Annotated in this window: 23 protein-coding genes; 8 read left to right on the plus strand and 15 right to left on the minus strand. The window is 48.9% G+C overall.

What is annotated here, in order from left to right:
* Positions 1 to 216 precede the first annotated feature (216 nt).
* On the minus strand, positions 217 to 771 hold the full coding sequence (locus tag CHH60_RS14080; protein WP_095359715.1) for a methylated-DNA--[protein]-cysteine S-methyltransferase: 555 nt from the start codon (positions 769 to 771) through the stop codon (positions 217 to 219).
* Positions 772 to 835: 64 nt separating this feature from the next.
* Positions 836 to 1,540, minus strand: a complete 705-nt coding sequence (locus CHH60_RS14085; protein WP_095359716.1) for a DNA alkylation repair protein — start codon at positions 1,538 to 1,540, stop codon at positions 836 to 838.
* Between the two features lie 200 nt (positions 1,541 to 1,740).
* On the opposite strand from CHH60_RS14085, the gene mgtE reads away from it, so the two are divergent.
* On the plus strand, positions 1,741 to 3,117 hold the full coding sequence (mgtE, locus tag CHH60_RS14090) for a magnesium transporter (RefSeq protein ID WP_095359717.1): 1,377 nt from the start codon (positions 1,741 to 1,743) through the stop codon (positions 3,115 to 3,117).
* Between the two features lie 152 nt (positions 3,118 to 3,269).
* On the opposite strand, the gene mmsB is transcribed toward mgtE, so the two are convergent.
* The 6 genes from mmsB to CHH60_RS14120 form a co-directional block, all read right to left on the minus strand.
* A complete protein-coding gene (gene mmsB / locus CHH60_RS14095) occupies positions 3,270 to 4,433 on the minus strand; it encodes a multiple monosaccharide ABC transporter permease (RefSeq protein ID WP_095359718.1) in 1,164 nt (387 codons plus the stop codon).
* Complete coding sequence (gene mmsA, locus CHH60_RS14100; protein ID WP_095359719.1) at positions 4,417 to 5,967, minus strand: multiple monosaccharide ABC transporter ATP-binding protein; 1,551 nt, start codon at positions 5,965 to 5,967, stop codon at positions 4,417 to 4,419. Before mmsA ends, mmsB begins: the two co-directional genes overlap by 17 nt.
* 21 nt (positions 5,968 to 5,988) lie before the next feature.
* Complete coding sequence (gene chvE / locus CHH60_RS14105; RefSeq protein WP_095359720.1) at positions 5,989 to 7,074, minus strand: multiple monosaccharide ABC transporter substrate-binding protein; 1,086 nt, start codon at positions 7,072 to 7,074, stop codon at positions 5,989 to 5,991.
* 297 nt (positions 7,075 to 7,371) lie between these two features.
* Complete coding sequence (locus tag CHH60_RS14110; protein WP_426642777.1) at positions 7,372 to 8,691, minus strand: response regulator transcription factor; 1,320 nt, start codon at positions 8,689 to 8,691, stop codon at positions 7,372 to 7,374.
* A complete protein-coding gene (locus tag CHH60_RS14115) occupies positions 8,688 to 10,580 on the minus strand; it encodes a cache domain-containing sensor histidine kinase (RefSeq protein WP_255247927.1) in 1,893 nt (630 codons plus the stop codon). The genes CHH60_RS14110 and CHH60_RS14115 overlap by 4 nt, the downstream gene beginning before the upstream one ends.
* A 52-nt stretch (positions 10,581 to 10,632) precedes the next feature.
* Positions 10,633 to 11,640 carry a substrate-binding domain-containing protein gene (locus CHH60_RS14120; RefSeq protein WP_095359721.1) on the minus strand — a complete coding sequence of 336 codons (1,008 nt, stop codon included), beginning with the start codon at positions 11,638 to 11,640 and terminating at the stop codon, positions 10,633 to 10,635.
* A gap of 207 nt (positions 11,641 to 11,847) precedes the next feature.
* Here CHH60_RS14120 and CHH60_RS14125 point away from each other — a divergent pair, with 207 nt between their 5' ends.
* The 3 genes from CHH60_RS14125 (at position 11,848) to CHH60_RS14135 (ending at position 14,007) form a co-directional block, all read left to right on the plus strand.
* Positions 11,848 to 12,429 (plus strand): LysE family translocator, encoded by a 582-nt coding sequence (locus CHH60_RS14125; RefSeq protein WP_095359722.1) that lies wholly within the window; start codon positions 11,848 to 11,850, stop codon positions 12,427 to 12,429.
* 18 nt (positions 12,430 to 12,447) lie between these two features.
* Entirely contained in the window at positions 12,448 to 13,224 is a 777-nt protein-coding gene (locus CHH60_RS14130; RefSeq protein ID WP_095359723.1) for an AraC family ligand binding domain-containing protein, read from the plus strand.
* A gap of 114 nt (positions 13,225 to 13,338) precedes the next feature.
* Complete coding sequence (locus CHH60_RS14135) at positions 13,339 to 14,007, plus strand: phosphatase PAP2 family protein (protein WP_426642778.1); 669 nt, start codon at positions 13,339 to 13,341, stop codon at positions 14,005 to 14,007.
* A gap of 70 nt (positions 14,008 to 14,077) precedes the next feature.
* On the opposite strand, the gene CHH60_RS14140 is transcribed toward CHH60_RS14135, so the two are convergent.
* From CHH60_RS14140 to CHH60_RS14155, 4 genes are all read right to left on the minus strand, one after another.
* A complete protein-coding gene (locus CHH60_RS14140; protein WP_176476066.1) occupies positions 14,078 to 15,199 on the minus strand; it encodes a Ger(x)C family spore germination protein in 1,122 nt (373 codons plus the stop codon).
* Positions 15,200 to 15,203: 4 nt separating this feature from the next.
* Positions 15,204 to 16,703 (minus strand): spore germination protein, encoded by a 1,500-nt coding sequence (locus CHH60_RS14145; protein WP_255247928.1) that lies wholly within the window; start codon positions 16,701 to 16,703, stop codon positions 15,204 to 15,206.
* Complete coding sequence (locus CHH60_RS14150; RefSeq protein WP_095359725.1) at positions 16,700 to 17,842, minus strand: GerAB/ArcD/ProY family transporter; 1,143 nt, start codon at positions 17,840 to 17,842, stop codon at positions 16,700 to 16,702. The genes CHH60_RS14145 and CHH60_RS14150 overlap by 4 nt, the downstream gene beginning before the upstream one ends.
* Before the next feature lie 189 nt (positions 17,843 to 18,031).
* Positions 18,032 to 19,465 carry a glycoside hydrolase family 1 protein gene (locus tag CHH60_RS14155; RefSeq protein WP_095289585.1) on the minus strand — a complete coding sequence of 478 codons (1,434 nt, stop codon included), beginning with the start codon at positions 19,463 to 19,465 and terminating at the stop codon, positions 18,032 to 18,034.
* Positions 19,466 to 19,579: 114 nt separating this feature from the next.
* On the opposite strand from CHH60_RS14155, the gene CHH60_RS14160 reads away from it, so the two are divergent.
* From CHH60_RS14160 to CHH60_RS14170, 3 genes are all read left to right on the plus strand, one after another.
* Positions 19,580 to 20,500, plus strand: a complete 921-nt coding sequence (locus CHH60_RS14160) for a helix-turn-helix transcriptional regulator (RefSeq protein ID WP_095359852.1) — start codon at positions 19,580 to 19,582, stop codon at positions 20,498 to 20,500.
* 73 nt (positions 20,501 to 20,573) lie between these two features.
* Positions 20,574 to 21,389, plus strand: a complete 816-nt coding sequence (locus tag CHH60_RS14165) for a class I SAM-dependent methyltransferase (protein ID WP_095359726.1) — start codon at positions 20,574 to 20,576, stop codon at positions 21,387 to 21,389.
* A 51-nt stretch (positions 21,390 to 21,440) separates the two neighbouring features.
* Positions 21,441 to 22,082, plus strand: coding sequence for an SMI1/KNR4 family protein (locus tag CHH60_RS14170; protein ID WP_095359727.1), 642 nt, complete (start codon positions 21,441 to 21,443; stop codon positions 22,080 to 22,082).
* A 62-nt stretch (positions 22,083 to 22,144) separates the two neighbouring features.
* On the opposite strand, the gene CHH60_RS14175 is transcribed toward CHH60_RS14170, so the two are convergent.
* From CHH60_RS14175 to CHH60_RS14190, 3 genes are all read right to left on the minus strand, one after another.
* A complete protein-coding gene (locus CHH60_RS14175; protein ID WP_095359728.1) occupies positions 22,145 to 22,939 on the minus strand; it encodes a hypothetical protein in 795 nt (264 codons plus the stop codon).
* A gap of 88 nt (positions 22,940 to 23,027) precedes the next feature.
* Complete coding sequence (locus CHH60_RS14180) at positions 23,028 to 23,444, minus strand: hypothetical protein (RefSeq protein WP_095359729.1); 417 nt, start codon at positions 23,442 to 23,444, stop codon at positions 23,028 to 23,030.
* A 276-nt stretch (positions 23,445 to 23,720) separates the two neighbouring features.
* Positions 23,721 to 25,001, minus strand: coding sequence for a transcriptional regulator (locus tag CHH60_RS14190; RefSeq protein ID WP_095359731.1), 1,281 nt, complete (start codon positions 24,999 to 25,001; stop codon positions 23,721 to 23,723).
* 200 nt (positions 25,002 to 25,201) lie between these two features.
* On the opposite strand from CHH60_RS14190, the gene fabV reads away from it, so the two are divergent.
* Positions 25,202 to 26,392 (plus strand): enoyl-ACP reductase FabV, encoded by a 1,191-nt coding sequence (gene fabV / locus CHH60_RS14195; protein WP_095359732.1) that lies wholly within the window; start codon positions 25,202 to 25,204, stop codon positions 26,390 to 26,392.
* Positions 26,393 to 26,478 lie beyond the last annotated feature (86 nt).

Consider the following 26,478-nt stretch of genomic DNA (forward strand, 5'->3'; position numbering starts at 1 on the left):
TTCATATCCTTGCAAGTGCAATCGCAATCACACTTTTTATGATGCTGTACTATTCAGTAACCGGAACGTCCCTTTCAAAAGTGCATTGGGGTTCGTACACGGTGATCCTCCTACTTGTTCTAGTTATTCCACAGACGCTCGGAACGATAATCAGAGAACGCAAAAACAGGCACAACTAAGTGCCTGCACCCTATCCATCGACAAAACCACTGCTCTTCAATAATGAAACCTCTCATGCCCGCCATCAGTCACGCCTTCAATCCGCTCTAAGTCTAGCAGTCTGCGCTTCAACTCCAAGCCTCCGCGGAATCCGGTCAGTTTGCGGTTGGCACCGATAATGCGGTGACATGGTAATAGAAGGGGAATGGGATTCGCACCGTTCGCCGCCCCAACTGCACGAACCGCCGTAGGTCTGCCGATTGCAGCCGCAATGTCGCCGTATGTGCGAACTTCACCATAAGGGACACGTCCCAGCTCCTTCCACACCTGCTGCTGGAATGCTGTGCCAATCAGATCAAGTGGAATCTCATCCGTATAACGAATTTGCTCCCCTGCAAAGTAAGCTTGCAGCCAGTCCACCATGCCTGTCCCCTTTATGGCTTGTTCATCTTCTGCCAGCTCTGCTCCCGGGGCAATCCGGGCAATCCAGCTGCTCCAGTCCTCTAACGTTTCATTCGGCATCACAATACGGCAGATCCCTAGTTCCGTAGCGATCAACATCCACGGACGTCCGTCCAGCTCCAAGGCAGACCATATGATCTTTTTTCGCATGTGTCCACGCTCCTCCCATTGAGTATTTCATTTCGTTTCTTTCTATATAAATAAAACTCCTCTGCTAAACACGAACAGATCTCTTGGTCTTCCGCTTCATACTGCGAATCATCTGCTTGGTCTCCGGATCCACGCGATAGGACTCCGTTATTTTCTGCAGAGCTTTATTGTAGGTGAAATCATCGAGCGTATTGTTTTTCAAATACTGCATCGTCACTTCCGGCTGCTTCACATAGGCCATCGATATTGCCCATGCTACCGCCATTTTGACGTAGTACGCTTCATGTTTAATCTGATCCAATGAGACCAGAACCCGATCAATGTATGTCTCATCCAGATAAAAGTTCAATAGCATGACCACGCCAAAACGTATCTCGTACTCCTGATCCGACTTCAGATAAGGCTGCAGGAAATTCCACACGGATTCTGCATGTGCCCTCGTATATTTTAATCCGGCGCAGAAGCTGTCACATATCGACCAGTTATCAATCTTGGGAACAAAAGCGGCGACATGCTCCAGCCATTCATCCAGATCCGCCTGGACATGACCAATAACCATAGCCTGCAGCATCACTTCTTCGAAATAGTCATCGTCAGCCGTCTTCAGGTACGCACGCCAGTCCCCTGCAGCGAGCTTTTTCGCCATCTTTCGTAACGTAGGCAATCGAACACCCATCAGATTCGTAATATTGGGAATCAATGCAGCCGAGAATTTTTGGTACTCCGGTTCGGCCAGACTGAGCAGCTGTGTTCTGATCTCTGTTTCCACTCGTGCAAGTCCTCCTCATCAGTTACTTGTACAACTTGTACAACCAGTATATCTCCGCAGCGCCTATTTGTAAGCCCGTTCCGAATGGTTGAGCAAGATTTCAATAGCGCAGTTCATGCTTCACTCATCCCATTTGCTGTTTACCTCGCTTGCATTGCGTTTAAAAATACGGAGCCCCGCCTCTAGAAAGGAGTCTTGATATGAACAAGAACGGACCTCAATCGCCTAAGAATAATTCAATCGAAGAAATTACCGAGCTGCTGGTTCAATATGTACAAACCCAAGACCTCCCCGAATTTTATAAAGCGATAAAAGAGCTTCATCCCTACGATCTTACGCTCATCTACCAAAAGTTTCCTGAACAGGAAACGAAGCGGTTGCTGCTGCTGTTCAAGCCAGATGTTCTCGCCGATATGGCCGAATCGCTCAAGCTTCATGACCAGATTAAACTGTTCGAACAGCTAGGGCCGGAACGTACGCTTGAGGTCATGCAGCAGATGGACAAGAGTGATCTGATCAAGTTCCTGCATGATTTGCCTGCCAAACGCAGGGAACACCTGTTGTCGAACATGCATCTCGACCATTCTGCCATTATCCGCTCCGTGCTGAACTATCCGCCGGAGACGGCTGGCCGGATCATGACCGACCGTTACCGCACTCTTCTGGCGCATGAGACTGCGAAGGAAGCGATAAGGGAATCCCAGGGCACTCCTCCTATACCGGCTGCGAGCTATCTGTACGTTACGGATGATGAAGGCAAACTCGTTGGAGTGGTCAGTCACCGATCCCTGCTTCAGGCGGGCGACAAGACCCGGGTAGAAGAGCTGATGACCAAGCGCGTCATTTATGCGACTGTGGACATGGACCAGGAAGAAGCTGCGCAGCTGCTGCAGCGTTATGAATTTATCGCCTTACCCGTCGTTGATGAGAACCACAGACTCTGTGGGGTCATTCAGATGGATGATGTCATTGATATCATCATGCATGAAGCCAGTGAAGACTTGGCCAAGATGGGTGGCGGCGGCAAGGATATTGATTTTGATACCAAACCACTCGTGGCGGTCAAGCGCAGACTCCCCTGGCTCATCCTGTTACTATTCATCGGACTCATCTCAGGCAGCATTGTGGACTTCTTCGAGGATACGCTGAATCAGGTGGTTGCTCTCGCATTTTTCATGCCCATGATCGCCGGTATGACCGGAAATACGGGAACACAGTCCCTGGCTGTCGTCGTTCGCGGTCTCATTGGTCGCAAGCTTGACAAATCCACCGTACTGGCGTTGATTGGCCGGGAAATCAAGGTAGGTACCCTGATTGGACTCGTATGCGGAGTCATGATTACAGTCATCGCCTACTTCTGGCAGGGGGACTGGCTGCTCGGCACAATTATTGGCGTGTCACTCTTCTTCACACTCGTGATCGGTACACTGACAGGTACATGTATCCCCCTATTGTTAAGTCGCTTCAAGGTTGATCCCGCCGTTGCCTCCGGACCCTTGATCACTACGCTTAACGATATATTGTCGCTGTTTATTTACTTCGGTATCGCAACCCGGTTTTTGGATGCACTCATGTAAAAACGGCTGTGCCTGACATACGGAAAACAGACCCACTATGAAGGATAGCGGGTCTGTTTATGTCTTTCCAATTGAATGAACATTTTGCATCTAATCATAAGTGACATCCAAGCTTTAAGATATCGATTGAAATGATCTATTTTTCTATCAATCTAAGCCGATCTTTTATTTTTGTTATAGATATCGAAGGCTACGGCAAGCAGAAGCACCAGACCTTTAATTCCCTGCTGCCAGTCAATGCCCAGTCCAATGAGGGACATCCCGTTATTCAGTACCCCCATAACCAAGCCGCCGATGATCGCTCCAAACACGGTTCCAATACCTCCGGAAGCTGAAGCTCCACCGATAAAGCAGGCAGCAATTGCATCCAGTTCGAAGTTGGTACCCGCTCTTGGGGTAGCCGCATTCAGACGAGCAGCGAAGATGAGACCGGATACAGCAGCGAGCACACCCATGTTTACAAATACCCAGAACGTTACTTTTTTAGTTTTGACTCCGGATAGTCCTGCGGCCTTTTCATTTCCACCAAGTGCGTACACATGACGTCCCATTACCGTACGGTTCATGACAAAGGAGTAAACGACGATCAGCACAAACAGCAGGATCAGGATATTCGGAATTCCGGCGTAACTTGCGAGTACGAATGTGAACAGGTTCGTTACCGCAGCCACCACAATTAGTTTGAGCAGGAAAAGTCCCTGCGACACTACCGCGAATCCGTATTTCCGCTGGGAGCGGCGTTCCCGCAGTTCATTTACGATATACCAGATTGTAAGTGCAATCCCTACAAGGATCGAGATGAGACCGAAACCTGAGAATTGGATATCAGGCAGGAATCCGGAGCTTATCTTTTGGAATCCCCCCGGAAAAGGAGAGATGGACTGGCCCTCCAGCACAATCATCGTCAAGCCGCGGAAGAGCAGCATGCCCGCAAGGGTTACGATAAAGGCCGGAATCCGCACATACGCGATCCAGAAGCCCTGCCAGGCCCCGATTAACGCCCCCACCAGCAAAGAAGCGATCACCGCCAGCCAGGCTGGAAGCTGCCAATCAACCATCATAATGGCCGCCACTGCACCGACAAAGGCTGCAACAGATCCAACCGACAGATCAATATGTCCGGTAATGATGACCAGTACCATCCCGATGGCGAGCACCAGGATATAGCTGTTCTGCAGGATCAGATTCGTAATATTGATCGGCTTCAGCAAGAGTCCGCCAGTCAGCACCTCGAACAATATCATAATAACAACCAGTGCGATAATCATGCCGTATTGGCGTATATTGTTTTTGAACAGTTTAGTTAGCATTTCCATGCTTCTCGCCTCCAGACTTCGTCATATATCTCATCAACGTTTCCTGCGTCGCTTCCTCGCGGCTGACTTCACCCGTGATGCGCCCGGCATTCATGACATAAATCCGGTCACACAGGCCCAGAACCTCAGGAAGCTCGGATGAGATGACCAGCACGCCCTTGCCCTCAGCAGCAAGCCGGTGAATAATCGTATAGATCTCGAATTTCGCGCCCACATCGATTCCGCGGGTCGGTTCATCCAGAATGAGAATATCCGGTCCGGCAAATATCCATTTGCTCAGCACCACTTTCTGCTGGTTCCCCCCGCTCAGATTGCCAGTTTTCTGAAGGATGCTTGGGGCCTTGATATTCATGCTTTTCTTCATCTCTTCGGCAACCAGCACTTCTTCACGTTCATTCACAACGGCGTTTTTGGTCAGCTTGCCCAGGCCGGTCAGTGAGATATTGCGTTTGATATCATCCATAAGAATGAGCCCGTATTCCTTCCGATCCTCTGTCACGTAGGCAAAACCATTCTGAATCGCCTCCGTAACACTGTTGTTTTGAATCGGTTGACCATCCTTGATGAGCTGGCCCGATATGTTGCGCCCATAGGATTTGCCAAATATGCTCATGGCCAGCTCTGTACGTCCCGCACCCATCAGACCGGCTATGCCGACGATTTCACCACGCCGAATGTTCATGTTGACCCGGTCCAGCACTTTGCGATCAGCATGATGCTCGTGATAAACCGTCCAGTCCTTCACTTCCAAAATGACGTTACCAATATCCGCATGACGCTCGGGATAGCGGCTTGTCAGATCACGGCCCACCATACCGCTGATAATCCGGTCCTCGGTGACGTTATCCTTCCTCATGTCCAGCGTCTCGATGGTCTTGCCATCCCTCAATATCGTGACGGAATCCGATACCTTGGACACCTCGTTCAGCTTATGGGAAATCAGGATGCACGCAATTCCCTGCTTCTTGAACTCCAGCATTAATTGGAGCAGGTTTTCACTATCGTCCTCATTCAGCGCTGCGGTCGGTTCATCCAGGATGAGCAGACGAACCTTTTTGGAGAGTGCTTTTGCAATTTCAACCAGCTGCTGCTTCCCTACACCGATGTTGGATACAAGGGTATTCGGATTTTCGCTCAGGCCCACTTTGGAGAGCAATTCACGTGTGCCGACCAATGTTTCTTTCCAGTCAATGATGCCTTTGCTGGCACGCTCGTTGCCCAGGTAGATGTTCTCGGCAATGGATAGGTAAGGGATCAGTGCGAGCTCCTGATGGATAATGACGATTCCCAGATCCTCGCTCTGCTTGATGCTTTTGAACTCGCATGTTTTCCCTTGGAACAAAATATCCCCTTCGTACGTTCCATGTGGATATACACCGCTAAGCACTTTCATCAGTGTGGATTTACCTGCACCATTCTCACCGCACAGGGAATGAATTTCACCTTCCCGGATCTTGAGATTGACGTTTTCCAGTGCTTTGACGCCAGGAAAGGTTTTGGTGATGCCCTTCATTTCCAATATGATTCCGGTCATGGGACTTGCTCCTTTCCATTATTATTTCAGTCCGATTTCTTCTTTGGTGTAATAATTGGTGCCGACAATGTCCTTCTCCACATTGGTCCGGTCCACGGAGATCGGATCCAGCAAATAGGCCGGAATTATTTTAATACCGTTGTTATATGATTTTTCGTCATTCACTTCTGCTTGTTTCCCTTGTAAAATGCTATTGGCCATCTCTACCGTCTGCTCCGCGAGCTTGCGTGTATCCTTGAATACCGTCTGTGTCTGCTCACCGGCAACAATGGATTTGATGGAGGCCAGCTCCGCGTCCTGCCCAGTAATAACAGGCAGAGGCTTACTCTCTGATCCGTATCCGACACCTTTCAGCGACGAGATGATGCCGATGCTGATTCCGTCGTACGGGGACAACACTGCATCCAGGTTATCTCCGGAGTAATAGGCACTTAGCAAGTTATCCATCCTCGACTGGGCGAGTGCTCCATCCCAGCGCAAGGTCGCAATCTGTGCCATTGTGGTTTGGTTGCTCCGTACCACAAGCTTGCCGGAATCAATATAGGGTTTCAGTACAGACATTGCACCGTCGAAGAAGAAATACGCATTGTTGTCATCGGGTGAGCCGCCAAACAGCTCGATGTTGAATGGTCCTTTGCCTTCCTTGAGGCCAAGCTTCTGCTCAATGTAGGAAGCCTGCAGCACCCCAACCTTGAAGTTGTCGAACGTCGCATAATACGTGAGATAGGGTGTGTTCCGGATCAGGCGGTCGTATGATATAACTTGAATGCCCTCATCGTGAGCCTTCTTGATTACATCCGTCAGTGTATTGCCATCCACGGATGCAATGACCATCACATCCACTCCCTTGGTAATCATGTTCTCAATCTGTGAAATCTGATTTTCGACCACGTCCTCAGCGTACTGCAGATCCGTCTTATACCCTTGTTCCTGAAAAAGACGGACCATGTTCTCTCCGTCGCCGACCCAGCGCTCGGACGATTTCGTTGGCATGGAGATACCTACATATCCTTTTTCCTTGCTGCCTGTTCCGCTCTCAGCCAGATTGCAGGCCGATAACATCAAGGTCATCACCAGAAGCCAGATCATCACTGCTCCTTTTTTCATATCAAGTTCCCCTTTCCTCAAATCATGCGCATCTGAATGAATTATAAGATAACGCTTACAATGTTGAAATGAACTTCTATTGTCTTCTGTTTTTGCCTGATCCCATCGTAGCATTGTGAGGTTTGAACGGTCTTTGCAGCTTTTAAACCTTTTTTATAAAAATTTAACTTTTGTCTAATCAGGAGGATTGCAGCATCCTTTGACTTGAATCCCGTTCATCACTGGACAAAAAAAAGAGCTGATCCGCTTCTCCGAAAGAAGCAGAGCAACTCCGTGGTATTGGTCATACTAATGATGCTACACCCGGTCTGCGGAGGCACTCTGCCCTGTGCCCCCATCCTTCCGATACTGTGCGGGTGAAATGCCCATCACTTTCTTGAACGCCGTGCTGAAATAGTGCTGGGTATCGTAACCGACCCGTTCTGCAATGCTGTGGATAGGCAGTGCCGTTGAATCCAGCAGCTGTACTGCTTTGCGGATGCGGGCATGTGTGACCAGGGTTACGAATGTATCGTTTAACTCTTTCTTGAGCACCCGGCTGAGATATACCGAGGAGACTTGCAGACGCGAAGCGAGCGATTCCAGTGTCAATTCCCGATCCGCGTACCCTTCATGAATGATCTGCCGAGCTCTGCGCACCAGCGGAGATAAGCGGGCTTCCCCATAGATAAGCTCACGGCATAACCGGTAAGCACTCGGGACTTCCTCCAATGCACCTGTATTCTGCTCCACATGAGCATGAACAGCAATATTCAGACAGGTACTAATTTGTTGTTCAATGGTGCAATCCAGTTCTTCAGGAGCTGTCTGCCATAGACAGAAGCCAATTAATCCATTCGGGTCCCGGAACAGGACATGGGGAAGATCTCCCAGCAGCTCACCGATAATATTTTCTACGGCAAAAAGAAACAATTGACGATCATTCTCTCGCATAAGGGACTGCCGTGCTTCGGCCGCAGGCCAGCGGACGACCCCGATCTGCACAGGCGGATCCGATGGCAGGCGCAGGAAGGCAAGCTGCTCTGTCAGATCTTTTCCTTCCGCCCGTCCTTCCAGCCACTCCAGACAAAAACGCTGCCGCAGCAGCGGAATATTGCGTTCGATCTGGTCGGCAGCCTGCTTGACGTAGGCCGTACGTCTGCGTTCTTCATCCATCCGCTGTTTCAGGCGCATAAGTGCAGTGTGCAGCCGCTCTGCATCTACCGGCTTAAGAATGTAATCCTCCACGCCAAGCCGCACAGCCTCTTGGGCATAAGCGAATTCATCATGCCCGGAGATGATGAGGCAGCGGCAATCCGGACACTCGTCCTGAAGGCGACGGATCAGATCAATGCCGTTCAGAAATGGCATGTTCATATCCACTAGAATGATATCAATACCGAACTGGACAGCCAGCTCCAGTGCTTCCTCGCCGTCCTCCGCTTCACAGGCAACCTCCATGCCAAGCGCTTCCCAGTCTATGGCATCCCGAATGCCTTCGCGAATAATCGGTTCATCATCTGCGATCAGCACTTGGTAACGCGGGGCCGACTGCAATGTCTGGGCTGCAGCCACTGATGCTGCTGTACTCTCCGTCTCTGGTTCTGTCCAAGCTGCTTGGATCATTGCTTCCTTCATTGACTATCCCGCCTTCCTTCAGTATCGAATTGCAACGCTTGTGGAAGTTCTTTCATCAACGGCTGAGTGATGGTCACACAAGTCCCTTCACCTTCCCGACTATTCAAACTGATCCCATATTCTTCTCCAAAAGAAAGCCGAAGGCGTGCCTGTACATTCAGCATGCCATAGCTTTTGCCGCCCTGACCGGCTTCCTGTGTTTCCATGCTTTCCAGGGGCGTACCGAGCAGTTGCGCCATCTCGTGCAGCCGCTCGCTGGACATCCCGGCGCCATCATCCTGTACCGTCAGATACAGCTTATGATCTTGTACTTTGGCTTCAATTCGAATCTTACCCGGACCTCGTCTGCCCTTAATCCCGTGATAAATGGCATTTTCCACAATAGGCTGCAGCACCAGCTTAAGCACGAACAGCTCCTTCAGCTCCTCCGGAATCACCAACTCACATTGAAGTCGGTTCCGATACCGCGTTTGCTGAATTTGCAGATAACTGGATATATGTTCCACCTCGGATTGCAAGGGAATGAAATCATTGCCTTTGCTTAGCCCGATACGAAACAGTCTGGACAGGGCACCTACCATCTCGGATACATCGTCCACACCTTTCCTCTGTGCCATCCAATGGATCGTATCCAGGGTGTTATATAAAAAATGAGGTTTAATATGCTCCTGCAGGCTTCGCATTTCAGCATCCCGTTTTTGCCGCTCCCGTAATTCATTAAGGGACATGAGCTGCCTGATCTGTGCCAGCATTCGGTTAAAACTTCTGCCCAGCATGCCGATTTCATCAGCCCGGTCGCTCCAGCGGCCGGATCTGAGATTTCCCGTTTCCGCCCTGCGCATATAAGACATTAACCGGAAAATCGGTTGAGCGATGGAACTGGAGAACCGAAGGGAAGCGCTCAGACCAAAGAGACAGACCACGAACACAAAACTGACGACGTAAAACTGAATCTGGCGGACTTCAGCTATCGATTCCCTTGCCGGGAATACCCCTACAGTTCTCCATCCTGTGAACGAGGAAGACTGGTACATGAACAACAATTCCTTCCCCTCTGCTTCAGCGTTAAATATTCCGCTATCCCCGGATGGGAACCAGGCTGATGGAATCTGCTCAACAAGTGGGTTGTCCGGCATATAGACACTTCGCCCTTCTGCATCGGTCACCATCACATATCCGGATTTCCCCAGCGTCACATCCCTGGCGGCCTGAGATACGGTACGCAGTTTCAGGTCGATCATAATGACACCGAGCACACGTCCTGATGTTTCATCCGTGATGGAACGTGCAACAGACACAATTTCACTATCCTTATACCGAACATGTGTCGTGATGTTACGCTGTCTCGGTTGACCCAGAACCGTAAAAATGCCGGCATTCCGGGATGCACCTTGGTACCATTCCTCCTGAACCAGGCTCTGATTGGTTTTCGGGTACATCTCGTTGCTAATGTAGTCTCCATTTCCATTCACGAGGACAATTCCTGCTATCTCCGGATACAATGTCGTGAATCCCTGCAAAAACTGCTTGATCCCATACAGTTGATCCTGATCTGTGGACTGGTTCGAATCGCCACTGGATACGGCTGCTCCTGTATGACCGTCAAACTCCGTTTTCCCTTCCATGAACGCACGGATATCCGGGTCAAACGCGATCAGATAGGTCATGTTTTGCAAATTCTCCATCTTGCTGTCAAGTGCTTCATTGACTTTGCCGATCAGCTGCATCGTGTGTCCCTCAACCTGTCTTTCAACAATCTTTTCCACAGTCCAGTTCACCAGCAGTCCGAGTCCCACTGAAGGAACGATCGCAAAGAGCAAAAAGAGCAGCATCAGCTGATAGCGCAGCGGCATATTACGCAAACGCAGCCTCTGCAATCCGCTCTTCATTCGGAAACGAATTTTCTTCCAGCCGAGGGGCATTCGAGAACGATGTTCTGTTTTATTTGGCATAGTAATCATCTACATTCGATCGTGTCACGACAGAGATTCCGGTATCCACCCTAACCGGCAGCGGTGCATTTTCATCGGAAGAAGACGGTGCAGGTACGGTCAGTTGGTGGTGTAAATGAAACAGGTATTGAAGGGACCAGTAGCCCATGTTCCAGGTTCCCTGTGCGATCGTTGCAGAGATTGTGCCGCTCTTGATCATGTCCAGTGTAGCTTTATTGGTATCAAAGGATATGATCTGCAGTGGGTAACCTGCATCCCCATTCTGAACCGCTTCACCAACGCCAGCTGCTCCTGTCGCTTCGGTTACAAAAATACCACCGAGCTCCGGATATGTCTTCATCATTCTAAGAGCTTCATCTCTCGATTTCATTGCATCTCCGTGCCCGTCCGCGACTTCCACAACCTTCATGGAAGGGTATCGATCACGGATGGTATCGCGGAACCCTTCCGTTCGTTCCTCATGATTTTGCTGTCCCGGCATGGTCAGAACGGCGACTTCTCCCTCCCGGCCCAGAAGCTCGGCCATTTTGTCCGCAGCAGTCACCCCTGCTTGGTAATTGTCCGTGCCGAGAAAAGAATATGCCCTGCTGTCCGGGGCATCCGCATCAAACAAAACCACCGGAATACCTGCATCCGATGCTTTGTTAATCACAGGAATAAGCGATTGCGGGTCAATGGCGGAGATAGCGATGCCTGCCGGTTTCCTTGCAATCGCTTGCTCAATGATCGTCGTCTGTTCCTTCGGGTCATATCGGGTAGCTCCACGATACTCCACAGTTACTCCGAGCGCATCCCCCGCATCCTCGAAGCCTTTGAGCACACTTTTCCAATATTCCAAGCCCGACTGAAATGTGATCATGATGTATGTTTCACCAATATCTCCACGCAGTCCCTTGGCTTCCCAAGAGCCATTCGCTTCGCTTGAGTATTCATACCTGAGTACGTACAGTGCAAAAGCCGAGATAAGCAAAATGTAGACCAGCAATGTCTTTTTCAACTTCGTTTTCACATCCTTGAGATCTGTCCACTTGCGTTTCGCTTAAATTGTAAACGCAAACACGCAAAAAAGAAACCGCTTTCCTCTCCAACCAAAGTATCTTCATATTTTCGATCTCAGGTTGTGCTGCTGCAATAATGTACTATCGGTTCAACCATCCCCGCAGTATGATCATGAAACTACAACTCGGGGAGGCACTATGAAACGATGAATCTTACATCTTTTTTAATTTATTGCATTGTGGTTACCTTTACGCCAGGACCCAGCAATATAGTCATTTTATCTTCCGTCCAGCACGCGGGAGCACGCAAAACCATGCATTATGTTTGGGGAGCCACCGTGGCATTTGGGTTGCTGCTTGCCGCATCGGCTTTCCTCAATCATCTCCTTGCCGGTATCTTGCCCAGTCTTCTTCATGTGATGCAGATCGTTGGCAGCCTGTATATGCTGTACCTCGCCTATCAGATCTACAAGATGGGATCCTCCGAGGAGGCACCGAAGCAAGCAACCGGCTTTGTGAGCGGTTTAATCATGCAGTTTGTGAATCCGAAGGTAATTCTGTTCACGTTCACCGTCATCCCCAGCTATGTGCTGCCCTATTATGACACCTCGCTGTCAACGGTGCTGTTTGTCTGTCTCATCACATTGATTGGATTTTTGGCCTTTACCAGCTGGGTTATTTTCGGCTCGGTGTTCAGGCAATTTTTGCATGATCATCAAAAAGCTTTTAGTATCGTGATGGCTCTCTTTTTGGTATACTCAGCCATTATGGTATCGGGAATCATCTAGATTGGAGGTATGCATGGAGTGGAGCTATTTAATTATAAGAAGTCGTCTGATGTCCTGGCCCTTTCGGCCAGTTTTACGGATTTTACGTATAAGAAGCACTGTCACGAGGAATATGCAGTTGGTGTGACGCTGCGCGGTATCCAGCAGTACCATCTGGACGGTCATTATCAGGCTTCTCACCAGAACGGTGTCATGCTGTTTAATCGGGAGCAGTCCCATGATGGCAGTTCTTACGACAAGGCTGGCATCGACTACGTCATGTTGTATCTGAAGCCAGATGTGGTAGAAGACATTCTGGGCAAAAAGGAATTGCGCTTCTCCACTCCCATTGTCTATGATCCTCAGCTGGCACGAAGTATTCTCATGCTGAACCATGCCGTTCAGAGCGGGCAGGATGAAGCCAAATGCAGTGAACTGCTCTTCAGCCTCGTACATCTGCTGTCCCGGTCGGAAATCGATACTCCCATTCCCGGACCTGGTGACGGGCTTGTCCGAAAGGCCAAAGAAATGATGTTCAGCAGGTTTGATGATGTGCTGAAACTAGATGATCTCTGTACCGAGTTTAATATGTCCAAGTTTCAGTTTATCCGTGAATTCAAGTCACATGCCGGCATATCACCCTACCAGTTCTTCCTGAACTGCAAGGTTGAACATGCCCGGCAGGCCATAGAGAAGCATAAGGATGTCTACTCCGCGGTAGCCGAATGCGGATTCGTCGATCTTACGCATTTGAACAGACATTTTAAGCGAGTCTTCGGCGTTACCGCGTATGAATATATGCTTCAACTGAACTGAGTCGTTAACCTTTTTGTTCAAGCAATATTTAAGGTGAAATGATAGCATAATATCAATATCGTATGGCTGGCGGCCCAACATATGAAATTCAGACATCCTGGAGGAACATGACATTTGAACCAGCAAGGGAAAAAGGCCTTCTCTATCCCACTGCTCCTTGCAGCATTGAGCCTTACCGTATTTGCACTGATTGCCCTGTCTATCAGTGATAACCAGATCCACCGGTTTGATGATAACCTGATTGGATGGATACAAGGAATGGAAGCTCCCGGAATGACCAAGTGGATGCAGGTGTTCACCTGGATTGGCAGCGGATGGCCTGTGATCATCATAACGATCATCTCCATGATGGTATTATATCTTTTCCTGGGACACCGACGGGAACTTCTGTTTTTGGCAGCAGTCATTGCTGGCTCCACGTTGCTAAACACCCTGTTGAAACTGGCTTTTCAGCGTGCAAGACCCACCATTCACCGCATTATCGAAGCGAGCGGATACAGCTTCCCGAGCGGACACTCGATGGCAGCATTCAGCCTATATGGCGGACTGGCGTTTCTGATCTGGAAGCATATCCCGACAGCAGCAGGCCGGGTTATCATGATCATCGTGAGTGCAGCCTTTATTTTGACCATTGGCATGAGTCGGATTTATCTGGGTGTACACTATCCCAGTGATATTGCCGGAGGTTACTTTCTGAGCGGCAGCTGGCTGGCCATTTGCATTTGGTTTTATCAGCGTTATGTCGAGCGGCTCTCCCTGCTTCGTTCCAAACCTCTGACATAGAACATCAAAATTAAAACATATGAAAGACCCGCCACCCTCAGAGCTGAGGTTAGAGCGGGTTTTCCTGTTTTTATTCCTGAATACCATCCTGGACGAGAGTTAGCTCAACGTGAGACCGAATATCCATCAAGCCATAATCCTTGTAGAACGTTTCATTGTCCCAGTGGCGGGTACGACTTCTCACATACTCTCCAAACCCGAACGGATCCACATTTTCTGTCTGGCACTTGCGGATCAGTTGATTGATTTTAGATTCCATATGCCTTTTCATCTCTGCTTCCAGCTCCTTCATCTCCTTACCGGATAACAGAAAATCATTCCGCGAAGCTTTGATTACGGAAGCGCTGATGTGAATCGTCGAATCAAGCGCTGCTGCTGGCGTGTCTGAAACCATCTGATGCTTCACGGAGGAAGATAAAATTTTGATTAGGGCATCATTGTCTGTTGTATTAGCCGCTTGCTTCTGTGCCCCCTCAACCTCATTAATTTGTGCAAGAAACTTGCCATTCTTGGCATCCTCCGTAAGCAGCTTCAAACAAAGCCCCTCTTCATCGCTCAGCTGAAGTACAGCCTTTTCCCCTTTAAAAACCACCAGTCCATCCAGCATAATTTTATCCTGTTCGTTCAAACGAAGCCGAGGGAGATAGATATCCTGTCCTTTGCTGAAATATTGGAACAAAGCCTGATGCAGACTGAAGTGAGGCAGATTGGCAAAATTTCCGTTTTGCTCGATTAATTTCATCAGATACAGAGGATCATGAGCGGGAATGGATGCCTTAATGATATCCAGCGCCTTTCCTTCCGCTACGGCAAACTGCATGCGTCTGGACACCCGGGTATTATGAGCCAACACGCGCAGAATATCACCTATCCCGTGTTTCGCATAGTCCTCACCCAGCACCATCATTCTTAATTGGCCATACTCAATAGGCTCTTTCGCCTGCATATTCATTCTTGGCATGACATCGAAGCTGTTGCTTGAATCGATCTCCATCAGTTCTACATCACTCTTGTCCTTCTCGGTATATTCACCGATGAGCACGCTGTTGTGAATTTTTTTATCTTGTAGATCGTATGCGGAGGTCAGGACGAGGCTGATCTCATTCACAATACTCGTATCCTGGCAGGAACTGAGCAGCAGCATCCCCATTACGCACATTACGGCTAGGATGCATTTGGATCGACGTTTCATCCTCTCACTCCTCATCCAATTGATTCGTATGCTGAACCCTTCCCGGCTTGTAGCGGATGAAAGAGAGCGGCCTTAGATAGCTCGGCCTCTTATCCGTCTGTTGATAGGAAGCACGAATCAGGCTGTCTTTCAGATCCCTGAACCGCATCGGATAAAAAGGAGCCATATAAGGCGACCCCAGCGACTTTAATCGCGACAGATGGACAAGGAGGAAGCAGAGTCCGATCGCGATCCCGAATGCGCCCCAGATGGCAGCCAGTATAATGATCGGAAATCGCAGAAAACGAATGGCATTGGACATTTTATAGATCGGTGTCACAAACGAAGCCAGTGCAGACAAGGATACGATGATGATCAGTACGTTGCTCGTAAGTGCGGCCTCTACGGCGGCCTGCCCAAGAATGATCCCGCCAACAATACCCAGTGTTTGTCCGATCCGGTTCGGCAGTCTGGCTCCTGCTTCACGCAAGAATTCAATCGTCGTCTCCAGAAAAATAGCTTCTACAAAAGGGGGAAACGGTACATTTTGTCTGGATGAGATCAATTTGCCAAGCAGCTCCTTGGGTATGACTTCATAGTGAAAGGTCATTAATGCCACATAGAGGGCTGAGGCAAACAGCGAGAAAATGACTCCAAAAATGCGAATCAGGCGAAAAAAAGATCCGAGCGCCCACGGCAGATAATAATCTTCCGGCGAGACAAAAAAATCAAACAACGTGGATGGCCCTGTAATAAAACTTGGCGAGCCTTCGCTGATGACCGCAACCTGCCCGGTGATCAGGGCATAGATGACTCTGTCCCTCCGTTCCGTCGTTGTAAACAGGGGGAACGGAGTAAATGAATTATCTGCGATCAGTTGATCCAACTGTGACGTATCCAAGACAGCATCAAAGTCGATTCCCTTCAGTCTGTCCTCCATCCGGCTGACGTTCTCGGGATGAGCAATACCATCCATATACAGGATGGCCACTTGGGATTGGGACAAGGAGCCTAGTGTCATTTCCTTGATGATCAGATTAGGTGTCCGCAGCTGTGTACGGATCAGATGCAGGTTAACCGGCAATGCCTCGACGAATCCAACCTTGGGTCCGATCACGCTAAATTCATTTTCCGTGTCGTTATCACTTCGTATCCCTTCCTTGCCTGGCATGGGAACCAGGATGGCTTCATGAGTCTGTCCACACTGCCGAATTAGCAGGCTGCCTTGAAGAAGGGATTTGACCATTTCCTCGTCTTGACCGGTAAGGCTCGATTCCTCTATGGGGATATGCGAGAGCACATCATGCAAATTCACTTCTTCGCTTGTAGGTATGCGTTCCTGCAAGGAGTGGATGGCTACTTCAAGGAGATGGCTGTCCACAAGCGTTTTATAGTAGCAGATTTCAAGGGCCAGTTCGGAGACGGTCATCGTACTTATGATAAAATCATCAGAGCGACGGCATGGATCGAGCGGGTCATGTGATGTACTGAACATCTGTTGGTTGTCACTGGCAGGTGAATTCATGCTTCCTCTCCTTTGGGCTGGTCCGGCATATCCTGATGTCCAGTAGAGCCCCCCAGATTCTTGCGGATCAGGGAGATGATAAACAGAAGCGGGACATATAACAAAATCAATATTTCGCCCGTTCTGGTGTATATCTCGGTGACCATATCAATATCCACGGTGTCTTTAACAACAAACAAAAGAATAGCAAAAAGGACGATGGCGAGTTTCAGTCCAAGACTAGGTTTGATCCATCTCTCCAGTTTCATACAATGACATGCCGCCCAAAGGCCTAATGTGATGATGGACAGAACTTTTAGCAGCCAAAAAGATAACACCAGATACTCCATCCGCTGGATCAAAGGCATTTCAATAATGCTGATCAGGCTCAAGGTAGGCCACAAATGTTCCTTCATCTGTCCATGACTGAAGTACATAAAGGAATAGATAAAGAAAACCAGATACACTATGGTTGCAGTAACCAAGGCGAGATAAGCCCATTTGAGCGAGCGACCAGGCGTCTTGATGTACGGATATACAACCAGCAGAATGCCGCAGCCGATAAATTCATGAAGCATATCCTTTGTGGACAACCATATGGATGTGACATCGTGATCCAGCACAGGAAGAAGGTTTCGTGGATGAAGATAGGAAGAGACAAGGAATGTCTGCGGGAAGACAAATATTAGGACGAAGAGGGTGCCCCAAAGGCACATCCCGGTGACGGACTGGATGCCGCCCGACACACAGTAATAGACAAGCAGCAGAACCACGATGCCCAGCAGCCAGTTATTTTCTGTGGGAAGAATCCACAGCTGGATTATATGAATATAGGAGCGATAGGCTACAAAAGCACCCAACAGAAAATATAAAATAAAGATCCAATTTAGGACTGAACCCGCGATCCGGCCCCAATACCTTCGATTGATGTGAACGAGAGAGGAGTGACCGGGGGATTGGCGTGACAACAGGACAAACATCATTTTAAGGATGATGGAGATCATGACAGCGGCGGCCAAAATGCTGATCCATCCATCTTTCTCCGCTCCGCGCAGCATTTTATATTGAAAATTCATTAAACCCACGCCAACCAAACTTACATAGAGCACAAAATACAGATGAATGGGTGACATGCTGTAGCGATTCCCGGAAGTGTTCACAGAGCTCTCCCCTTTTCTGAACGATCATATGAATCTGCTGAATAAATCACATCTAGCGTTTTACCTTCACATATGCTCAGTCTCTGAGTTAAGTATGTAAAATATTCGAGATTTTATTCAAAAGCAAATACCCGCCTACTCCCATAGAGGGAACAAGCGGGTACGACATTTCTTTTTATCATCAATCCATTATAGTTCTTCGCCATTGGATTCAATGACTTTTTTGTACCAGTGGAAGCTCTTCTTCGGTGTTCTGCTCAGGTCGCCATTTCCATCATTATCCTTGTTGACATGAATGAAGCCATAACGCTTCTTCATCTCTCCGGTCGATGCGCTGACCAGGTCAATACATCCCCACATCGTGTAGGCAATGAGCTCCACTCCATCCGCGACTGCTTCTTTCATTTGCTCAATATGACCTCTCAAATAATCAATGCGATAGTCATCCTGAATGGTGCCATCTTCTTCTACCACATCGACTGCACCCAGACCGTTCTCAACGACCATCAATGGCACCTGATAGCGATCATAGAGATGATTCAGCGTGTAACGCAATCCTTTCGGATCAATCTGCCAGCCCCAGTCGGAAGCTTCCAGGTACGGATTTTTGATTCCGCCCAGCAGGTTGCCTTCGGCTCTCTCCAAGGACTCGTCCGCACTTTCCACCAAGGACATATAATAGCTGAAGGAGTAGAAGTCCACGCAGCCTTCACGCAGGGTTTGCTCATCTTCCGGCTGCATTTCGATCTGAATGCCCTGCTCTGCGAAGAAACGTTTGGCGAAACCAGGGTATGCCCCTCTGACTTGCACGTCCCCACAGATCATATTGGAGATCTGATCCTTCTTCTGCGCAAGCAAAATGTCGTCCGGATTACACGTGTTCGGATAAGTTGTCATAAACGCAACCATGCAGCCGATTTGGAAATCGGGGTTAATCTCATGCCCCAGCTTGACCGCCTTCGCACTCGCCACGAACTGATGATGCAGAGCCTGGAAGCGGGTTTGCGGATCGTCGATGCCGTCTGTCAATGTTTCTTTTCCTTCAAACAGAATACCCGCCGCCATATATGCTCCCATCGGCATGGTCAGACAGTTGATCTCGTTGAATGTCAGCCAATATTTCACCTGATCCTTATAGCGGTTGAAGAGAGTTGTACAATAACGGAGGTAACAATCAATCACTTCGCGCGAAGCCCATCCGTTGTATTTTTGCGTCAAACCAAATGGTGTCTCATAGTGAGAGATGGTTACCAACGGTTCGATGTTATATTTCTTCAATTCGGCAAAAACTTGATCATAGAACTGCAATCCCTCTTCGTTGGGCTCCAGATCGTAACCGTTCGGATAGATCCGGGACCAGTTAATGGACATACGGAACATTTTGAAGCCCATCTCTGCCATCATGGCAATATCTTCTTTGTAATGTCCGTAAAAGTCTACAGCCTCATGGCTCGGGTAATACGTGCCCTCTTCAAGTACTGGCGTAATCCGCCGCGGAGTTGTATGGGTTCCGCCTGTCATCATATCGGATGTGCTTGGGCCTTTGCCGCCCTGGTTCCATCCACCTTCGAATTGATTGGCAGCTGTTGCGCCGCCCCAGTAAAATCCATCTTTCATTTTCATGACAAGTCCTCCTATGAATGAGCTGCTTAACACTGTAATACCAGTGTAGCATCCATACCCTGACACCTATTGTCATGGTATAATCATGACATGGAAAATAACCGATTATTCCGAATGCTGCTCCTATTACTCGAAAAGAAGAAAGCCACCGCGCCTGAACTCGCCCGCTTGTTTGAAATCTCGGTACGAACGGTTTACCGTGACATCGACCGGCTGAGCGCAGCGGGAATTCCCGTCTACACCACCACGGGCAAGCACGGGGGCATCCATCTGATGGACAATTATGTTATGGACAAGTCCCTGCTGTCTGAAGAAGATCAGAACGAAATTTTGCTTGGTCTGTACAGTATCAGTGCCATTCCACACCTAAACAGTGTTCATATGCTCAAACGGCTGACTGCCTTGTTTGATCACAAACTGGATTGGATTGAATTCGATTTCTCCCCGTGGGGCAATATCCCTATGCAGGAAAGAGAAATGTTCAACTTAGTGAAGCAGGCCATACTGACCAAGCAAGGGATGACATTCAACTATATCGACTCTGACGGAGAAGCAAGTGTGGAAACCATCGCACCCGCCAAACTCATTTTCAAAAATAGTACATGGTATATCGAAGGACAAGACGAAGGCCTGCCGTATTCTATCGAGAAAAAGACATTCAAGATGAAACGGATCTCCGAGCTCCGTTTGCTGCCCAGGCTGCAAGAGCATGAATCAGCTTCTTCTACAGCCGATGTAGAAAAGACACCTGTGAACGCTCCCTTATCTCTGGATCTCTTATTTTCAAGTTCCATTGCTTATCGGGCGCTTGATTTCTTCGAACCTTCCCGGATGAACAAACAGCCGGATGGTCGGCTGCGCGTGACGTTGGAAATTCATGAAGGAGAGCGGCTCTATTCGTTTCTGATGTCATTTGGTGCGGAACTGACCGTTCTCGAACCTCCACATGTCAGACATGAACTGCTCCGCCGATATCAAAAAGCCGTTAAACACGTGCAAGAATTCATTCATGACGGTACCAAGCCCAATGAATGATATAATGGAATCGCCAATAACCTGAATTTATGAATTCATTGTAAGTCGCCCATTTTGTAGAGGAGGTTTATCCATGCAAGACATCAGACGCAACAATGTGGAACGTTTCAAAGGCTTCGGTACGTTATATGACCAGAATCGCCCGGCTGCACCCACAGAAGTCGTGGAAATTCTGAACACCTATCTCGGTACCAAACCAAGATTGGTTGCAGATGTGGGCTGCGGCACCGGATTATCCTCATGGATCTGGCTGAATGAAGCTGAACGCATTATTGGTGTAGAACCCAGTGATGACATGAGAGCAGTGGCGGAGGCCAAATGGGAGGCTGCGGGTAAACCGGATCATCTGCGATTTGTATCAGGCCTGTCGCATGAACTGGGATTGCCAGACGGCAGTGTGGATATTGTAACCTGCTCCCAATCGTTCCACTGGATGGAGCCTGAGTCCACATTGCGTGAATTCGCACGTGTACTGCGACCAGGAGGCATATTTGCCGCCTATGATTGTGACTGGCCGCCTATCCTCGATTGGCAGCTGGAGCAGGCATATCAGCAGTTGATATACGAAGCCGATCATCAAGCCTCCAGTCTGGAAGCACAGGAAAACCAGGCTCATAAATGGAGCAAGGACGGACATCTGCAGCAAATAAGCCAATCGGGCCTGTTCCGCTATGTCCGTGAGATCGTATTCCATCACCATGAGACGTTTGATGCAGATCGTTATGTCAATTTGGCCCTCAGCCAGGGCGGCTTGCAGACAGCGCTGAAGCTTGGAGCGGACGAACTATTAACGGCCGCGGAAGAATTCAGAGCGCTCGCAAACCGGATATTTGACGGGCAAACGAGAAAGGTCATGTTTTCTTATCGCATGCGACTGGGTATCATCTGATCATTTCATCATTCCAATTATACAGATTCAAACCGGGAAGAAAGGCAGTGAATGGATTTGAAAGATTCGAACATCTTGCTGCAAGAACGGGCTTATATTGAACAATGCCTGGATAACTATTTCAATACCCCTCATCAAGACATCCTGATGTCCCTTCCTGCCAAAACAAAGGACGAGGATTACGGTGTTCCTGTGGATATGCAGGATGGCGCGGTAGATGAAGAAGGCTGGGTTCGCTGGAGAATGCTCGCTTCTATGGTGACGGAGGATGAGATTCGCGATCTGGAAAAGTCCTGTGGATTGCCCGTTCCCGTCCCGCAGCTATATCGTGCATATCTGAGCACAAGATATGTCATGAATGTCTATCTGCGTTACGATGATTTTGTCATAGGTCTGCCGGATTTACCCTCCGATCGTCCATTACGTCGCCTACAGGATTTATGGGTAGCCTGGAAACCACTAATCGCCGAAGGGTACATTCCACTCGCTACATACGAAGATGACGCCGGACCGGTATGCTGGGACATTCGCAAACCCGATGGTGACCATGATTATGCTGTCGTTTGGTTCGATCATGAACTGCTGGTGCATCATGAATTGCCTAGTCGCGAACAGCTTGAAGGCTGGGCTGTACCTCTATTCCCATCATTCCGGGATATGCTCAGCCCACTCGCGTCCAGCCACGATTCATAACATTGAGCTATTCAAAAAAGACGGTTCCTCCTCTGTGGAGAGAACCGTCTTCAACATATGGATCACGATGAGAACAAATGGCTTAACTGCTCCTCCTGCACATTCAATGCAAGTACCAGCTTGGATGGATCCTGCTTGGAATAGATGACGTTAATGATGTGACCCTGCTGAACCTGAGAGAGGGCGGAGGGCAGAATATCCTTTTGCGTTGTCACTTGAAACGTCCCCCCATTCGGTGGGGTCACACTGAGCGTGAGCTGAAGCTTGATCTTGCCTGTTCCCGAATTCCCCAGCGGGGTGACGTCGAGAATTTTGGCCATGGCTTTCTCCCCCGTACGTGCAATATCCATCATATCTGGAGAAACGCCCTCCTGGATCATCTTCTCGTTAAGCAGTTCCTGCAGGTCCGCTTGCGATAGCTGTCCTTTCAGATCAATCCCCACCTTACGTTCATCCTTCTCGGAAACGACCAGCGGAACAAATCCTCCTGGCTGAAACTGTGCCAGCGCTGTAAGGGGGACGACCGTCTTTAATTCAGTGTCATATTTCTCCCGGCCTTTGCGCGATACAGTCAGGCTGAGCCGTACTTCTGGCTGTTCATTAATATACGTGCCTGTCTGCTGAACACTTCGAATGACGCCCACAGCAGGCAGTCCTGACTTTACCCGACCCACGCCGAAGATGTTACTTAGAATGGTCGGAATGAAGATTAATCCAAAGCCTGCAAAGATCGCCGGTTTATACCACCAGGCCTGCATGATAATAAAGGGATCATTCCAGAGCTGCTGTGCCAGAAATGGCGAAAATCCCACCCCGAATACGGTCAACACACCAATCATTCTCAATATACCTGTCATATCCCCCACTCCTTCATCTCTATCTATCGTTGTTATAAGAATAAATACAAACTGTCTCTATCCGTACTGCTTAATCCTTGGGGTGCACTTAACCTGTCAACAATCCCATATAAATCAGTTCTGACGGATTCGCAGGATTCTGACCTAATCCAACCCGGTCTCCTACCCGGGGAATCTGCATCTTGGATACTAGCGTTTCCAGCGTTCGCTGATACTGTCTGCCACTCGTCTCAGTTACATCCAATACGAGCACCACAATGGGATCAAAGTTGATCAGCTTGCCTGTATCGGTTATTTTGACGACCGTAGCCGTGGCTGTTAAGGGAAGTGAACCCGTCGCCGCCAGTTGTGCCTGTTTCGCCGAATCCAGACTCTGATTGATTGCTTCCCGGTGCTGCTTGGGTACGAAGCCTTTCATCATCAGGCCGGTCAGTCCTTTGTTCATCATTCGATCTGCTTTTGCAATGGCGTCTTCCTGTTTGTTCTTTTTGCTAAACCATCCCATCCGAAACACCTCATTTGTTTGTTTTTTGTTATATATTAATTATAAACAGGAGAGCCTCGCCTTGAATATACTTCTGACTGCATACAAAATAAACGCCAAATCCGTAAATTCAATCGCGATATTATGGCTGATTTTTATGTTATATCATTTAATTAGCAAAAAAAGAGCCGAGTATCGGCCCTTTAATTGGCTCCAGAATCTTTTGTTTTGTAGAAAATGGACCACCGCTGAACAAAAAATGTGATCCAAGCATGAATTTCAAGCCGATTCAGTCCCTTATTTTTTGCGCAGCAGATAAACCAGCTTCTTATAATACATCGCTGCCTCTTTATACCTGCGCTGATCCTCGGATACCACGGCGAGCCCCTCATATAACGGTTCCAGTCTCATTGCATGCTGTGTCGATTCGAAATAGGGGAGGCAAGCGAGCGCCCGTTCCATAAACGCTTCACGATTCCCATGTGCCAGGGCCAGATGACTCTGATAAAACGTTCCACTCATCTGTTGATCCTCTGTTATTGCACATTTCAGCAGTTGATCCACACTTTGCGCTAGCATGCCCCAATGTTTGCGGCCAAGTGCCACCTCACAGCGATACACACAGGTGAGCGGCTTCATCGCCTGCTGTGTTTCCTCCGGTTCCTGGATTAGCAGCGTCTCAAATCGCTCAATCTCCGTCTGAGCCTTGTCTAACTCACCCGTCATGGTCAGCATGACAATCCGATTGTTTGCAATTGCAGTAACGAGATCTCCCTGATTCCCGGCATACACCAGATTGGCTTCCGCCATCGTAAGAGCCGAGAGGGCTTCCTGCACAAGCCCCATGGCGAAGCAATAACCGCTATATGCAACATATAAACCCGACAAGCGGTGGAATAGACGCTGATCATACACATGCCGCATCGTCATTTCAAAGACCTGTTTGGCCTCTTCATATTGTTTGACCTGAATATAGGCTTCCATTTTGATATTTTGTACCGACAGCCAAAATTCACTTCCAGGGAGAGCCAGCTCACTGAGCCTTGTTGCATGAGTCAACACGTCGACGTATGCAAGCTTGGAACGATAATATTGCACTTTGTAATACAAGAGGGCTTTCGCCAGCGGACGGGGCAGATCGACATCATCCGGACGACCGTATTTCTCCAGATAATAATTTAAATAGGAAGTATGTATGTATTCATGAGCGGCTGCATCGTTCAGCTGCTGGTAATACACTGCTTTCATAAGAGCGGTCGTCAGTTCAACCGTCAGCGCATCATCCCGGTCTTCCAGCGCATGCACAGTGTCTTCCGGTATGGCTGAAGCCGGCATGGACAGCTGTGCAAAAATAGCCTCTGCCCGTTCCAGCGTCTCCTCACTCTGATCCGCTGCGTGCAGCAGGTAAGACGGCTTGACTGCTAGGCGTGAAGCAATCGCTTCAGCCAAGTCATCGGGAAGCGGGTAACGATCCGCCAGTATGTTCGCAAAATGAGCCTGTGTCACCAGACCTTCAACAAGGTCCTTGCGGGTAATTTGCTTTCTTTTGCTTAGAAATTCAATCCGTTCCTTCAGCATGGGCGTGTGTTCCTTTCGATTCATTGCTGTAAATGCTATGAACTATCATCGCAAAATCAGGGAATCAATGCCACCCTTTTGACGAATTCAAATGAAACGGTTTCCGTTTCGGTGACAATTGTTTTACAATAAGGTGGTATGCAATGGAGAATATGGACTAGCTATTGACACATGAGTTGATAATGAAAGGATGCCAATGAATGATTATTAAACCAAGAACGCGTGGTTTTATTTGTACGACTTCCCATCCTGTAGGTTGTGCTGCACAGGTGCAAGAACAGATTGAATACGTGAAATCCCAGCCGGCGCTGAAGGGGCCACGTAATGTGCTCGTTATCGGTGCTTCTACCGGATACGGACTCGCATCACGTATTGTCTCTGCGTTTGGTGCAGGAGCGAATACCATCGGTATTTACCGCCCAAGCAGCTCGACGGACAAGCGCACCGCTTCGGCAGGCTGGTACAATTCTGCTGCATTTGAGAAGGCCGCGGAAGAAGCAGGTCTGAAATCGTACAGCATTACTGGAGATGCATTTGCAAACGAAACGAGAGAAAAAGCGGTTGAGCTGATCCGCAGCGAATTCGGCCAAGTTGACCTTGTGGTCTACAGCGTTGCGTCCGCACGGCGCACCGATCCGAACACCGGAGAAGTTTCCAACTCCGTGCTGAAACCGATTGGACAATCGTACACGAACAAAACGGTCAATTTCCATACGGGCGAGATTACTTCCGTTACCCTGGAGCCTGCAACCGAAGAAGAGATTCGCCAAACGGTAACGGTAATGGGCGGCGAAGACTGGGAACTGTGGATGGATGCACTGCAGCAAGGCGGCGTGCTGGCTGACGACGCAACGACGATTGCATTTTCCTATATCGGTCCTGAACTAACACAAGCCATCTATCGTGAAGGCTCCATTGGACAGGCCAAGGATCATCTGGAGGCGACGGCACACAAACTGAATGATCGCATGAGTGCAACGGGTGGACGTGCATATGTGACTGTAGCGAAAGCTCTTGTCACCCAGTCCAGTTCCGCGATTCCTGTTGTACCGCTGTACATCTCTGCCTTATACAAAGTCATGAAGGAAAAAGGACTGCACGAAGGCTGTATCGAGCAACTGCAGCGTCTGTTCGCTGATCGCCTGTATGCCGGAGGAGACGTTCCAACAGACGAACAAGGACGCATTCGTATTGATGATTGGGAGATGAGAGAGGATGTGCAGGATGAAGTCGCGAAGCTCTGGAATGAGCTGACTACTGACAACATCTACGATCTGTCGGATCTCGAAGGGTACCGTCGCGAGTTCTTCCAGCTGTTCGGTTTTGAAACCGATGGCGTGGACTACGAAGCTGACGTGGATCCCAATGTAGAAGTACCGCATCTGCGCTAATCGCTATTCTGAGATAACGCAAAGCGGGTACGTACATCAAACGAAATGATTAAACGTAAAGGAGAGCCTAGGGGCTCTCCTTTTGT

The sequence above is a fragment of the Paenibacillus sp. 7523-1 genome (assembly GCF_002276415.1).
GTDB classification, from domain to species: Bacteria; Bacillota; Bacilli; order Paenibacillales; family Paenibacillaceae; genus Paenibacillus; species Paenibacillus illinoisensis_A.